Source organism: Haloferax sp. KTX1 (assembly GCF_902410085.1).
In the GTDB taxonomy this organism is placed as follows: Archaea; Halobacteriota; Halobacteria; order Halobacteriales; family Haloferacaceae; genus Haloferax; species Haloferax massiliensis.
Genome location: NZ_CABPRH010000001.1, coordinates 272320 through 285794, shown reverse-complemented (window position 1 = coordinate 285794; position 13475 = coordinate 272320). Strand labels below are relative to the sequence as shown.

The 13475-nt window shown below is 66.1% G+C and carries 15 protein-coding genes; 6 read left to right on the top strand and 9 right to left on the bottom strand.

Annotated elements, in window-relative coordinates:
• The first annotated feature begins 187 nt into the window (after positions 1-187).
• Positions 188-1948 carry a 2-oxoacid:acceptor oxidoreductase subunit alpha gene (locus tag FY251_RS01445; RefSeq protein ID WP_148413133.1) on the top strand — a complete coding sequence of 587 codons (1761 nt, stop codon included), beginning with the start codon at positions 188-190 and terminating at the stop codon, positions 1946-1948.
• Positions 1945-2808, top strand: coding sequence for a 2-oxoacid:ferredoxin oxidoreductase subunit beta (locus tag FY251_RS01440; RefSeq protein ID WP_008573370.1), 864 nt, complete (start codon positions 1945-1947; stop codon positions 2806-2808). Before FY251_RS01445 ends, FY251_RS01440 begins: the two co-directional genes overlap by 4 nt.
• A gap of 40 nt (positions 2809-2848) precedes the next feature.
• On the opposite strand, the gene FY251_RS01435 is transcribed toward FY251_RS01440, so the two are convergent.
• Both FY251_RS01435 and FY251_RS01430 read right to left on the bottom strand, forming a co-directional pair.
• The gene (locus FY251_RS01435) at positions 2849-3493 is read right to left on the bottom strand and encodes a DUF6517 family protein (RefSeq protein ID WP_255516579.1); all 645 of its coding nucleotides are present in this window, start codon (positions 3491-3493) and stop codon (positions 2849-2851) included.
• 210 nt (positions 3494-3703) lie between these two features.
• Positions 3704-3901 (bottom strand): hypothetical protein, encoded by a 198-nt coding sequence (locus tag FY251_RS01430; protein ID WP_042663541.1) that lies wholly within the window; start codon positions 3899-3901, stop codon positions 3704-3706.
• A 226-nt stretch (positions 3902-4127) separates the two neighbouring features.
• Between FY251_RS01430 and FY251_RS01425 the strand changes: the two genes are divergently transcribed.
• Both FY251_RS01425 and FY251_RS01420 read left to right on the top strand, forming a co-directional pair.
• Complete coding sequence (locus FY251_RS01425) at positions 4128-4910, top strand: aldo/keto reductase (RefSeq protein ID WP_148413586.1); 783 nt, start codon at positions 4128-4130, stop codon at positions 4908-4910.
• Positions 4911-4998: 88 nt separating this feature from the next.
• Positions 4999-5190, top strand: coding sequence for a hypothetical protein (locus FY251_RS01420; RefSeq protein ID WP_148413132.1), 192 nt, complete (start codon positions 4999-5001; stop codon positions 5188-5190).
• Between the two features lie 33 nt (positions 5191-5223).
• On the opposite strand, the gene FY251_RS01415 is transcribed toward FY251_RS01420, so the two are convergent.
• The 3 genes from FY251_RS01415 to FY251_RS01405 all read right to left on the bottom strand — a co-directional run bounded on the left by FY251_RS01415 (position 5224) and on the right by FY251_RS01405 (position 8419).
• The gene (locus FY251_RS01415) at positions 5224-6360 is read right to left on the bottom strand and encodes a DUF373 family protein (RefSeq protein ID WP_089778794.1); all 1137 of its coding nucleotides are present in this window, start codon (positions 6358-6360) and stop codon (positions 5224-5226) included.
• Positions 6361-6403: 43 nt separating this feature from the next.
• Positions 6404-7405, bottom strand: coding sequence for a signal peptide peptidase SppA (gene sppA / locus FY251_RS01410; RefSeq protein WP_148413131.1), 1002 nt, complete (start codon positions 7403-7405; stop codon positions 6404-6406).
• 90 nt (positions 7406-7495) lie between these two features.
• Complete coding sequence (locus FY251_RS01405) at positions 7496-8419, bottom strand: coiled-coil protein (protein ID WP_004064289.1); 924 nt, start codon at positions 8417-8419, stop codon at positions 7496-7498.
• 299 nt (positions 8420-8718) lie between these two features.
• Here FY251_RS01405 and FY251_RS01400 point away from each other — a divergent pair, with 299 nt between their 5' ends.
• Positions 8719-9144: a DUF371 domain-containing protein gene (locus FY251_RS01400; RefSeq protein ID WP_148413130.1), complete on the top strand. Its 426-nt coding sequence runs from the start codon at positions 8719-8721 to the stop codon at positions 9142-9144.
• Between the two features lie 75 nt (positions 9145-9219).
• The gene (gene nth, locus FY251_RS01395; RefSeq protein ID WP_148413129.1) at positions 9220-10026 is read left to right on the top strand and encodes an endonuclease III; all 807 of its coding nucleotides are present in this window, start codon (positions 9220-9222) and stop codon (positions 10024-10026) included.
• Here the strand turns inward: nth and FY251_RS01390 are convergent, their stop codons facing one another.
• From FY251_RS01390 to FY251_RS01375, 4 genes are all read right to left on the bottom strand, one after another.
• Positions 10027-10467 (bottom strand): hypothetical protein, encoded by a 441-nt coding sequence (locus FY251_RS01390; protein ID WP_089778802.1) that lies wholly within the window; start codon positions 10465-10467, stop codon positions 10027-10029.
• A gap of 139 nt (positions 10468-10606) precedes the next feature.
• Positions 10607-10990 (bottom strand): methylglyoxal synthase, encoded by a 384-nt coding sequence (locus tag FY251_RS01385; protein WP_004971138.1) that lies wholly within the window; start codon positions 10988-10990, stop codon positions 10607-10609.
• 63 nt (positions 10991-11053) lie between these two features.
• Positions 11054-11464, bottom strand: a complete 411-nt coding sequence (locus FY251_RS01380; RefSeq protein ID WP_148413128.1) for a type IV pilin — start codon at positions 11462-11464, stop codon at positions 11054-11056.
• A gap of 71 nt (positions 11465-11535) precedes the next feature.
• Positions 11536-13458, bottom strand: coding sequence for a beta-CASP ribonuclease aCPSF1 (locus FY251_RS01375; protein ID WP_089778806.1), 1923 nt, complete (start codon positions 13456-13458; stop codon positions 11536-11538).
• Positions 13459-13475: the final 17 nt, after the last annotated feature.

Genomic DNA, 13475 nt, shown 5'->3' with positions numbered 1-13475 from the left:
GGGCGAAACACACCATGATTGGACATTCGTTCAGTAAACTGCCGCCCGCACACCGTTTGGATAGACAAATGGGCCTCAATAGCGATATATAAATTTGTTCGTGAGATTTCTATCGGTTATCAGTACCGACGTTTAACACCAATTTTCAGAAGGCTTTTGACCCGGCTATGGGTAGATTTCACCCAGCATGCCTGCGGACTTCAACTGGGCCATCGGCGGCGAGGCTGGCGATGGCATAGACTCCACGGGGAAGATTTTCGCTCAGGCACTCTCCCGGGCTGGACGCCACGTGTTCACCTCTAAGGACTTCGCTTCGCGAATCCGGGGCGGATACACGGCGTACAAGGTTCGGACTGCCATCGACCCCGTGCAGAGCGTCGTCGACAGACTCGACGTGCTCATCGCGCTCACACAACGAACAATCGACGAGAACCTCGACGAACTACACGAGGGCTCCGTCATCATCTACGACGGCGACCGCTCCACCATGGCGGACGTCGAAATCCCCGAGGGAATGGTCGGGCTGGACATCCCCCTCAAGGCGCTCGCCGAGGAGGCGGGCGGCGCAATCATGCGCAACGTCGTCGCGCTCGGCGCGGCGTGCGCCGTCGCGGACTTCCCCATCGAGAACCTCGACAGCGCGCTCCAGAAGCGCTTCGGCGGGAAGGGCGAGGCCATCGTCGAGAACAACAAGAAGGCGGCTCGCGCGGGACTCGAATACGTCCACGACGAGTACGACGTCGAGTTCGACTACGACCTCGAAACGACCGACGAGGACTACGTGCTCATCAACGGCGACCAGGCCATCGGCATGGGCGCCATCGCCGCCGGCTGCCGCTTCTACGCCGGCTACCCCATCACGCCGGCGACTGACGTGATGGAGTACCTCACCGGCCGCATCGAACGCTACGGCGGGCACGTCGTGCAGGCGGAAGACGAGCTCGCGGCCATCAACCTCGCGCTCGGTGCGGCGCGCGCCGGCGCGCGGTCGATGACCGCCACGTCCGGTCCGGGTATCGATCTGATGACCGAGACGTTCGGGCTCGTCGCCACCTCCGAGACGCCGCTCGTCATCGTCGACGTGATGCGCTCGGGTCCCTCGACGGGGATGCCGACCAAGCAGGAACAGGGCGACCTCAACATGATGCTCTACGGCGGCCACGGCGAGATTCCGCGGTTCGTCGTCGCGCCGACGAGCATCGACGAGTGCTTCTGGAAGACCGTCGAGGCGTTCAACTTCGCCGAGAAGTACCAGGTTCCGGTGTACGTCGCGGCCGACCTCGCGATGGCGGTCACGGAACAGACGTTCTCCCCCGAGACGTTCGACATGGACGAAGTCGAAATCGACCGCGGCAAGGTCGTCGACGACGACTCCATCGACGAGTGGCTCGACGAGGAAGGTCGCTTCCAGCCGCACGCGCTCACCGACGACGGCGTCAGCCCGCGCGCGTTCCCCGGCACGGAACAGGGCGCGCACATGTCGACGGGGCTCGAACACGACGAGCTCGGTCGGCGGACCGAAGACCGTTCGATGCGCGTCGAGCAGGTCGACAAGCGCGACCGGAAGGTCGAGACCGCAACGGAGACGGAAGACTTCTCGCCGCGCGAGTTCGGCGACGCCGACTCCGACACGCTCATCCTCTCGTGGGGCTCCAACGAGGGCGCGCTCATCGAGGCGCTCGACTTCCTCGAAGAAGACGGCATCGACGTTCGGTTCCTGTCGGTTCCGTACATGTTCCCGCGGCCGGACCTCACCGAGGAGATCGAGGCGGCAGACGAGGTCATCGTCGTCGAGTGTAACGCGACGGGGCAGTTCGCCAACGTCGTCGAGCACGACACATTGACCCGTGTCAAGCGCATTAACAAATACGACGGCGTCCGCTTCAAGGCGGACGAACTCGCAGACGAAATCAAAGCCACCCTCGACGCAGAGGAGGTCTCAGCATGAGCTCAAACGTCCGCTTCACCGACTTCAAGTCAGACAAACAACCGACCTGGTGTCCCGGCTGTGGGGACTTCGGGACGATGAACGGCATCATGAAAGCCCTCGCCAACTCCGGCACCGACCCCGACAACACGTTCATGGTCGCCGGTATCGGCTGTTCCGGGAAAATCGGGACGTACATGCACTCGTACGCCATCCACGGCGTCCACGGGCGCTCGCTCCCGGTCGCCGCCGGCGTCAAGCTGGCGAACCCCGACCTGACCGTCGTCGCCGCCGGCGGCGACGGTGACGGCTACTCCATCGGCGCGGGTCACTTCATCCACGCCGTCCGCCGCAACGTGGACATGGCCTACACCGTCATGGACAACCGCATCTACGGTCTCACCAAGGGACAGGCCTCGCCGACCTCGCGCGAGGACTTCGAGACCTCGACGACGCCCGAAGGGCCCCAGCAGCCCCCGGTCAACCCGCTCGCGCTGTCGCTGGCCGCCGGCGGCACGTTCATCGCGCAGTCGTTCGCGACCGACCACAAGCGCCACGCGGAAATCGTCCAAGAAGCCATCGAGCACGACGGCTTCGGCTTCGTGAACGTGTTCAGTCCCTGTGTCACGTTCAACGACGTGGACACTTACGACTACTTCCGCGACAACCTCGTCGACCTCGCGGACACCGACCACGACCCGACCGACTACGACGCGGCCAAAGAGAAGATTCTCGACTCGTCGAAGGAGTACGAGGGCATCATCTACAAGGACGAAAGCTCCGTCTCCTACGAGGAGAAGTTCGGCGTCGACCAGAACATGTCGGACATCCCGTCGGGCGCGCCCGACGACGCGATGGACCTCGTCCGCGAGTTCTACTAACGACGACCGCCGAACTCGCGGTCGACGCCGCGCCGCCCGCTCACCGAACTTCGACCGTTCTTTCGACCGTCCCCGGATGCTCGACAGCGCCCGCGAGCGCCGCGACCGCCCCGGTCTCGTCCACGTGGGGCCCGTGGACCGCGAGGACGACCACCACGTCGCCGTCGTGTTCGACGGTCGCGAGGTGGAGTCGCACCTCGGCCGTCCCGCCCTCGTAGGCGACCGTCTCGCCGTCGACGGCGGTCTCGCCGGGTTCGACCTCGACCGTCCCCGCGTAGGTGACGAGTTCCGTCTCCGACCCGAGCATCGTGACGTTCCGCGCGCCGACCTCGCGGACGCCGGTGACCTCGGGGGCGTTCCCGAGCGCCTGCGCGTCGGCCAGCAGGTCGAGGCCGCTCGCGACGAGTTCGCGGTTGCCGAGGTTCGAAAGCGGGTTGACCGACTGCCCGGCGACCTCGGCGTTCGGCGACGAGACGACTACGAGGGCCGCGATATCGTCGTCGTCGGTCGTCTTCGAGTATCCGGACACCCAGACCTCCGCGCCGACGGAGCGAGCGGCGGGTCCGACGCCCACGTCGTAGGAAAGCGGGACGGCGGTGCTGTTGCCGTGGACGTAGCCGTGTGCCTCGTAGGCCGACGCGGGAATCGTCGCGGGCTGGGCCGCGAGCGTGGTCGAACCGCCCACCCCGCCGAGGCAACCGGCGAGGGTGACGACGAGCGCGAGCGCGAGAGGGCTGTGCGTGGTTGAGGCATACCCTCTAGAGGCGCGCAGAGAGCATGACGGTCTCGCCGCTGGGAAAAAGAGCCGACCGACCGGGTCGGTCCGAGCGGGACCGAGGGGGTCCGGCCGACCGAGCTGACCGAACCGCCGCCGGGAGTCCCGCCGACCCGCTCGTCACTCCACCGTCTCGATGTTGAGTCGGTAGCGCGTCCCGCAATCGAGACACCGCGCGTCGTCGGACTCGATGAGTTCCGTCACCAGCACCTCGCCGAACTCGCAGTTCGGACACTCGTAGACGAGCGAGTCACCCGCGATGCGGTGTGCGAACGCGTTCGTGTTCTCTTCTGTCAACGGCTCTGATGCGGACGACATTCCAGACCACCGTACGGATATGCTACCACGCACCACATAAACCATCCGCCGCCGAGCGTCGGTCGGCGTCGAGTGACGAACGTCCGAGACCCCGTGTGACACACTCTCAGGCCGTGAAAGCCGGAAATTCGTCCGCCCTTTCGGAACGCCTTTTCAACTCGCGGCCCACCGCTCACCCATGACGGAGAACCCCACCTCAGTAGACGACACACCGCGAGCGAACGGGATGCCGATGCTCGGCCTCGGGACGTGGCAGAACACGGACGCCGACGAGTGTCGCAACGCGGTGCGGACGGCGCTGGAGATGGGCTACCGCCACATCGACACCGCCCAAGCGTACGGCAACGAGGCGGAGGTCGGCGCGGGCATCGCCGCCGCCGACGTCGACCGCGACGACGTGTTCCTCGCGACGAAAGTGTGGATTGACGAGCTCTCTTACGACGACGTCATAGAGAGCACCGAAGCGAGCCTCGAAAAGCTCGGCGTCGACTACGTCGACCTCCTGTACGTCCACTGGCCGTCCCGCGAGTACGACGCCGAAGAGACCCTCGCGGCGTTCGACGAACTCGTCGAACGGGGGCTGACGGAACGCGTCGGTATCTCCAACTTCGAACCCGAACAGCTCCGCGAGGCCGTCGAACTGTCCGAGTCCGGCGTCTTCGCCAACCAAATCGAGATGCATCCGCTCCTCCAACAGGAGGAACTCCGCGAGGTCTGCGCCGAGGCGGACATCGAACTCGTCGCGTACTCGCCGCTGGCCCGCGGGGCGGTGTTCGACGTCGACGTGCTGTCCGATATCGCCGAGAAGCACGACGCGAGCGAGGCCCAGGTGTCGCTGGCGTGGCTCCGCGAGAAGGGGGTCACCGCGATTCCGAAGGCGACGAGCGAGGGACACATCCGCGACAACTGGGAGTCGCTCGCGCTCGAACTCGACGACGAAGACGTCGCGGCCATCGACGCCATCGAGACCGAAGAGCGCCGCATCGACCCCGATTTCGCGCCCTGGTAAGCGACTGAAACCGCGTTTTTCCGGTTCGACGCTCGATTCGTCGTCCGAAGCCGCAACGGATTTGTCGAACGAGTCCCGACAGAATCTCATGGAGTTCGACCTCCCCAAGACAGTCGCGTTGCTCGTCGCGCTCGTCGTCGTCGGAACCGCGGCCCTCGTCGGGATGGACGCGATGGCAACGAGCACGGTCCTGATGATGGTGACGCCGTCGATGCTCGTCTTCGGGGCCGTCTGTCTCGCCCTCGGCGTCAAACACGGCGAGTACCGAGCGTCGACCTAACCACACGGAGGGAGAAAGCGGAACGAAAGGCCCTCAGCTCTCGTTTTCTCGCGGCGCGTCGACCACGTCGTCCAGCGTCTCGTCCGAGACGCTCGCCGAGATGCGGACGCCCACGACGCTCACGACGATACCGGCGACGATGAACATCGCCAGCCGCTGGACCGGCGTGAGCGCGAGTCGCCCGAGGAGTTCGAGGTTCGCCAACTCGCCCTGTCGTTCGAGGAGGAAGCCGGCGAAGCCGCGGACGACCAGCCCGATGGCGACGACGCCGAACGGGAGGTTCATGTACGACGTGGAGACGCGCTCGCTCCCGATGAGTTCGTCCAAGAGGCGACCCGCGCTCGCGGTCAGCGCGGCGAGCGCCAGCCACGGGACGCTGTGGTAGACGAACAGGAGCGACGGGACGAGCACTTCCTCGCTCCCGCCGACGCCGGGCGTCCGAATGGAGAGCGCGCCGAGGAACAGCCCGACGATGGCCAATCCCGCGGCGACCGCGTAGGTGACGACCGACACCTGCCCGGAGTAGAGCGCGTCGCGTATCTGGTCGGGGGCGTCCGAGAGGAACTCGTCGATGGCCAGCCCCTTGTAGAGGAGCACCGCGCCCATCAGGGCGGCGAGGCCGGCCAGCGCGACCTCAGGCGTGAACTGGACGAGAAGTAGCGGGACGAGAAGCAGGCCGACGCCGAGCGGGACGAGTATCGTCGAACGAAGCTCCTCGTCGCCGAGGAACTGCTTGAGCAGGTAGTACGTCGACTCGATGTCGTGGGCCTGCCGGACGACCACGCGGTCGACCGCGTCGACCCGGAGCCTGCTTTCGACGACGGGGACGAGTCGCTCGTCTTCCGCGCTGTCGATGACGATGACCGCGGACTCGACGTCGTACCGCTCGACGAGGTCGTCGAGCTGTCGCGCGACGGCGCGGTCGGCCCCGACGGCGCTGTCGTTCGTCCCCGAGACGACCGCGATTTCGGCGTCCTCGCGGTCGTCTCTGAGCTCGCGCGTCGTCCGCAGCGCCGCCAGCAGGCAGTTGACGCTCGAATCCTCGGGGTCCGCGAGCCCCACGTCCGTCACGAGCGACCTGACGGCTTCCCAGCCGACGACGGGCGTCGAGAGCCCGGACTTCCGGCCGATGTCGTTCGCCCGGTCGACACAGAGGACGAGCGTTGTCACGTGGCAGACGAACGCGGGCGCGGGCTAAAAAGCCTCCCAGTCGTCAGAACCGAAACGAGAAGCCGTCGTCCGCTTCGACCGACGAGGCGAGCCCCGCGCCGAAGGCGTACGCCGCCCCCTCGACGCCGCCGCGGAGGCGGTCCGCGAGGCCGACCTCGGGGGTGAACTCCTCGACCGACACCTCGTCGCGGCCGAGGAGTTCGGCGAGTCGGTCCTCCACGTCGTCGCGGGTACCCAGCGAGTCGACCAGCCCGAGTTCGCGGGCCTCCTCGCCGAGGTAGACGCGGGCCTCCGTGTCGCGGACGACCTGCGGGTCCATGTCGCGACCCTCGGCCACGCGCTCGACGAAGTCGTCGTAGTAGTCGTCGATGAGCCCCTGGAGGTACTCGCGTTCGTCGTCGGTCGGCTCCTTGAGCGCCATCCCGGCGTCCTTGTACTTCCCCGCGGCGAACCGCTCGTAGGAGAGGCCGAGTTTGTCGGCCAACTCCGAGGCGTTGACCGACGAGCCGATGACGCCGATTGAGCCGACGACGCTCACGTCGTGGGACCACAGTTCGTCGCAGCCGCTGGCGATCCAGTAGCCGCCCGAGGCGCAGGTGTCGGTGGCGTAGGCGACCGTCGGCCCGTCGAAGTCGGCGACGGCCCGACGGATGTCGTCGCTCGGCAGCACCTCGCCGCCGGGCGTGTTCAGTTTGACGAGGAGCGCGTCGACGTTTTCGTCGTCGGCCGCGGCGTCTATCTGCTCGACGATGTCGTCGGCGGGCGTGCCGCCGCCGCGACCCGGAACCGGCCCGCCGCCGCCGTCGCGGGAGATCGGCCCTTCGACGGCGACTTCGGCCACGTCGTAGTCGGGGAACGCCGAGGCGGCGAGCCTGCCGCCGACGCGGAGCGCGGCGACGACCGCCCCGATGACCAAGAGGAGCCCCGCGAGGTCGGCGAGCGTGTCGGGGACGCTGTAGAACAGGACCCAGCCGACCGCCGCCGCGACGACGGCGAACACGACCACGATGGTCAGCCGGTAGATGCGCGTGAAGCTATCGGTCACGGTGAATCACTCATGGCTGTCGCTGGGGCTTCGAACGGGATAAAAATGACACGTCGCAAGCGCGACGAAGAGAGAGAAAGTGACCGAAGTTTAGAGCAGACCGGACTTCTGGAGCTTCATCAGGTCCTCGGTTTCGAGGGTCTCGCCCTCTTTGAACTTCTGGTAGATCTCCTCGGCCTCGGCCTTGGCGGCCTCGCGCTCCTCGGCGCGGGAGTCCTTGCGCTGGCGCTCTTCTTTCTTGTCCAGCTCGCGGAGGCGCTTCTGGACGCGGACGAAGTCCTCGTGGTGACGGTCGGCCGCTTCCTGGGCCTCGACGAAGAGCTCGTGCATCTCGTCGGCCTTGTCGCGGATGTCGTCGGCCTCGCGGTAGGCCTCGATCATCTGGTTGTGGTGTTCCTGGGCGTCGTCGGCCAGCTCGGTCACCTTCTGGTGGTGCTGGGACGCCTCGGAGCGGACCTCTTCTGCCTCTTCGATGAGTTCTTCGAGGTCACCGCTCTCTTCGACCTTGTCCTTTTTCTGGCGAAGCTCTTCGCGCTTGTTCTCGATCTTCTCGATGAGCTCGCGCTCGTCTTCGGTCGAGAGGACTTCGGTCTGCTGGCGGAATTCGAGTTGCTCGATCTCCTCTTTGAGCTCGTCGATGTCCTTGCCGTCGTCGAGCTCGAGGTCGCTTTTCATCTCGTCGACCTCGTCGAACAGCTCGTTGGCCTTCGCGTTGAGCTCGTTGCGGCTCTGCTTGTGTTCCTGCACCTGCGAGTTCATCTCGTCGCGCTTCTCGCGGTGCTTCTGGGCTTCGTCGACCTTCTCGCGAGTCTTCGCGTTGAGGTCGTCGCGCTTGGACGCGCGCTCGGAAGCCATCTGGTTTAGTTCGTTGCGGCGGTCACGGAGTTGACCGGCGAGTTTGATGAGTTCGCCTTTCGAGCCGCTCTCGAGCTTTTCGTCTGGGAGATCGATGTTTCGTGCCTCGTCGAGTTCCTGCACGTCGAACTCGCTAAGTACTTCCTGCTTCGTTACCATGCGTAATCAATCCTCGATACCATCACCACTCCGTGCGTGGCGGCTGCTCGTGGGAGTGCGACCGACCGTGGATAAGAATTCCCGATCATTCTGCGTGCGATGCCGCCGGAACGCCGGAGGCGCTCAGGTACATACACATACAGGCGACCAGTTAATAAATACTTCGGTGGAAATTCGGGTGAAAACAGTTACCACACCGCTCGTATCGACCGTATTCACTATGTTAGTCTTTGCCATGGCCATATATAAAGGGGATGCGAACCGTGGGGGCTAAACCGAGTCGGGTCGGATGCCACGCCATGAGAGAGGTCATCCGCGCACGCGGCCACGAGCACGTGCGCGCCGAACACGCGAGCACCTTCGAAGTGACGACGGACGACTGGCTCACGCCCGCGGGCGACTGCATCATCGGCGTCGAGGCCGACCGCACGCCCGCCGACTTCGACTCGGCGTTCGTCGAGGCCTGCCGGTCCCGCGACGCGACTATTGACGTGCACGTCCGCGTGGGCGCGGGCGACGACGCCCACGAGCAGACCGTCAGCGCCCGCGGGCACCCGGACCTCACGTTCGAAGGCGACCGCAGTATCGTCTTCCGCACGAGCGACTACGTGGACGACCGGACGGGCGCGGTCGGCGCGGCCCACGCCGCGGCCGGCTTCGACCGCGACCTCGTCTCGGCGCTCGCCGACGGCGCGGAACTGACCGTCACCATCGACGTCGAGTAACCCCGCGCGAGCGCCAGCTCGGTCGGGGCGAGCCGACGGGACGTGTTTTTCACCGCGCGGTCGTAACCTCCGGACATGCCCGACGAACCCGCAGAGAACATCAGCGGCGGCGCGAACGGCGGCGGCCGAGAGACGGGGTTCGACCCCGCCGACCCCGAGACCGCGACGCGCGCCGAGGTCGTCGTCGACCGGCTCGGCGAGCGCTACTGGCGGAAGGCCTACGGCGGACAGGGCGGCTTCGAGTGTCTCGTCCGAACCATCCTGAGCCAGAACACGAGCGACAAGGCGAGCCAGCCGGCCCACGACGAACTCATGGCGGCGTACGGCGGCGGCGACCTCGCCGAGTCGCTGGCGGCGGCCGACCGCGAGGGCATCGTCGACGCCATCCGCTCCGGCGGGCTCTACAACCAGAAGTCGAAGCTCATCCAAGGCGTCGCAGAGGAGGTGCTGGCCGACTTCGGGAGCGAGGCCGACTTCGACCGCTACGTCCGCGAGGAAGCCCCCTCGACGGTCCGCGACCGCCTCTTGGAGATGAAGGGCGTCGGCCCCAAGACCGCCGACTGCGTCCTCCTCTTCGCTGGCGGCCGCGGCGGCGTCTTCCCCGTCGATACGCACGTCCACCGCATCGCTCGGCGAATCGGCCTCGCGCCCGCCGACGCCGACCACGAGGGTGTTCGGGCGGCGCTCGAACGCGATATCCCCGACGAGAAATGCGGCTTCGGCCACACCGCGATGATTCAGTTCGGCCGCGAGTTCTGCAAGGCACGGAAGCCCGCGTGTCTCGACGGCCCCGAGGCGTGCCCGATGGCCGACGTGTGCGAGATGGTCGGCGTCGACGCGGCGGCGCAGTCCGTCACCGACCCCGCGGCCGCGGACGACTGACTAACAGGACTTCGTTTCGAGCCCGCTCACCGGCGAGCCGTCGTCCTCGTAGCTCGATTCGACGCCCGAGTCGGCGAACATCGGGAGATTCATCGAGTAGTCGTAGACGACGCTGAACCGCGAGAAGGGGTTCGAGAGGAACGCCGCGGCGGGACCGACGCCGTCGAAGGCGACGCCCGCCCGGAGTTGGACGATGGAGTCGTTGCCGACGGAGCCGCTGGCTTCCATCCCGAAGCCGCCCTCGCCGCCGAGGTTCTCGAAGACGGAGAGGAAGACCACGAGGTCGATGCCCGCGCCCTCGCCGCCGATGTCGAACTGGTGGCCCTCGCCGGGGAAACACGGCGAAGTCGGACCGGTCGCGGCGGCCGCGGCGGCGACCGGGGCGGTCGCGACGACGAGAATCACGGCGAGTGTCAGGGGCGCGCGGGTCGCGGCGTTCATACCGTCGCCTCCGGCGCGCTGCTAATTAAGGATACGGCGCGATTCTCAGGGGTGATACCGAACGTCGACAGGAATTCCGAACGTCGATGGGAAACGAGACGGCGGACGCGCGGATCGCCACGCGGCGCGGGCGCGGCGGTTACTCCTCGCCGTCGAGTTGCCGGATAAGCTCGTCGAGGACGGCGTCCGCGCTGGCGAGGTTGGTCGCAAGCGGCGTCTGGTGAACGTCGCAGATGCGGAGCAGCGCGCTGATGTCCGGCTCGTGGGGCTGGGCGGTCAGCGGGTCGCGGAGGAAGATGACGCCGTCGCAGGTCTCGCTGGCTATCTCCGCGCCGATCTGCATGTCGCCGCCGAGCGGCCCGGACTGCTTGCGCTCGATGTCGAGCCCCGTGGCGTCGATGAGTCGCTGACCGGTCGTGCCCGTCGCCATGAGCTCGAAGCGTTCGAGGTCGGCCTGCCGCTCCTCGGCGAACGAGATGAGGTCCGGCTTCTTCTCGTCGTGCGCGATAAGTGCGAGACGCATGGCAACCACTCGTTCGAGAGTCCTGATTAATGTTCGCCAATCGAAGTTCGTTCGCGGGGGTGACTACGCGGTGAACCGACCGACGAGTTCGCGTCCGTCGCCGCCCACGTAGACGAGTTCGACGGTCTCGCCGCTCGCGACGTCGAACGAAATCGAATCGCCCTGTGCGACGGTCCCGTCTGCTCCCGACAGCGACGCCCACGACTGTTCGGTCTCACCGACGACCACAATCATCTCACCCGCCGAAAACGAGTCACCGCCGGCGTGTTCTATCGTCGCCGTGCCGTCGCTGACGCCGGAGTGAAACGACACGGACGGGGCGGGACCAACCCGCTCTCCCGTGCTGAGTACGAAAGTTCCCAACACCCCCGCGAGAACCAGTGCGCCAGCGGTGACGAGGGCAATTCCGACGAGGACGATAGCGATGATAACGGGGATGCTACTCCCGTCCGGTTTGCGGTTGAGAATACTCATCGAGATTCTATCGAGCCGGTGGTATCTATACTAGACAGACAGGAAAGCTGCCGAACGGGAAGCGAGGTCCGTTACTTGAAGCGGAACGTTTCGAGATTCTTCGGCGCGAACGTCCGCATGTTGTAGTCGTGGTAGAGCGCCGACGAGAGGTCCTGGACGGAGCGCTCGTCACCGTGGACGCACAGCACCTTCTCCGGGCGCGGGTTCATCGTCTTGACGAAGTTTTCGAGGCCCTGTCGGTCGGCGTGACCGGAGAAGCCGTCGACCGTCTCGACGTCCATCTTGAGCTTCAGCGTGTCCGACCGGCCCATGCCGTCGCGGCCGTTGACCGGAATCTCGTCCCAGCCGTTCTGGATGCGGCGACCGAGCGTTCCCTGCGCCTGGTAGCCGACGAAGACCAGTCGGGACTTCGGGTCGGGGCCGACGTGGCGGAGCCACGACATGATGGGGCCGCCGGTGACCATCCCGGAGGTCGAGAGGATAATGGCCTGCTCGCCGTCGGCGACGTCCTGGCGCTCCTCTTCGCCGCCGTCGATGTGGTTGAACTCCTCGGCGAGGAACGGGTTTTCGTCCTCGTGGAAGATGCGGTCGCGGAGGTCGTCGCGGAGGTACTCGGGGTAGGTCGTGTGGATGGCCGTCGCCTCCCAGATCATCCCGTCGAGGTGGACGGGCATCTCCGGAATCTTGCCCGAGCGCATCGCCTCTTCGAGGACGAGCATGATCTCCTGGGAGCGACCGACGGCGAACGCGGGAATGACGACCTTGCCGCCGCGGTCGTACGTCTCGTTTATGACCTCGATGAGGCGCTTTTCGGAGTCCTGCTGGTCGGTCTGGTAGTCGTTGCGGCCGCCGTAGGTCGATTCGAGGACGAGCGTCTCCACGCGCGGGAAGTCGTTGACCGCGCCGTTGAACAGGCGGGTGTCCTCGTAGTGGATGTCGCCGGAGAACGCGACGTTGTAGAGGCCGTCGCCGATGTGGAAGTGCGAGACGGCGGAGCCGAGGATGTGACCCGCGTTGTGGAAGGTGAGCTTCACGTCGGGCGCGATGTCGGTCACGTCGCCGTACTCCAGCGGGATGGTGTGCTTGATGGCCTCGCGGACCATCTCGGACTCGTACGGCGGGGTGCGGCCTTCCTTCGAGGCGACGTCGAGGTAGTCGAGCGTGAGCAGACCCATGAGGTCGCGGGTCGGCTCGGTCGTGTAGATGGGGCCGTCGTAGCCGTACTTGAACAGAAGCGGGATGAGCGCCGAGTGGTCGAGGTGAGCGTGGGTGAGGACGACCGCGTCGAGCGAGTTCGCACCCGACCCGAGCGCCTCGGGGACCTGCAGATACGGCACGTCGTCGGAGCCGGGCTTGTCGCCGCAGTCGACGAGGATGCGAGTCTCGGGCGTCGAGACGATAAAGGAGGCGCGGCCGACCTCGCGGCAGCAGCCGAGCGTCGTGATGCGGACCCACTCGTCGTCCGAGAGCTGTTCGCGGTGAATCTGCCGGCCGGTCCGTTCGAGGACGCGGCGGCGGTCCTCGCGTTCCTGCTTCAGGAAGTTGCGGACGTTCGAGACCGTCGAGGACTCGATGGGCGGCGTGCGGACGACTTCGGGCGTCCAGCCGACTTTCTGCGTGATTTCGCGGAGCGTCGAGCCGTGGCGACCGATGACCATCCCCGGCTTCTCGGCCTCGATGACGACTTCGCCGGTGTCGATGTGGAAGTCGAGGTCGGTGACGCCGGCCTCCTCGGGGATGACGCTCAGAATCTTGGGTTCGGCCTCGCGGGGGTCCGACAGCACGTCCGGGTCCGGGCGAACCGTGATCCGCTTTCGGAGCTTACTCGCGAGTTTCCGGATGAGGTCGCCGTTCTGAGCGAACTTCTTCGGGTCGCGCGTGTAGACGACGAGTTCGGGACCCTCGTACTTGACGTCGGAAACCGAGATGTCGCGGGGGAGTTCGTTCGTAATCTCTGCCTTCAGATTCTCGAGTTGTTTATCTACGGAGCTCATAGTTACGAGCGACCCGT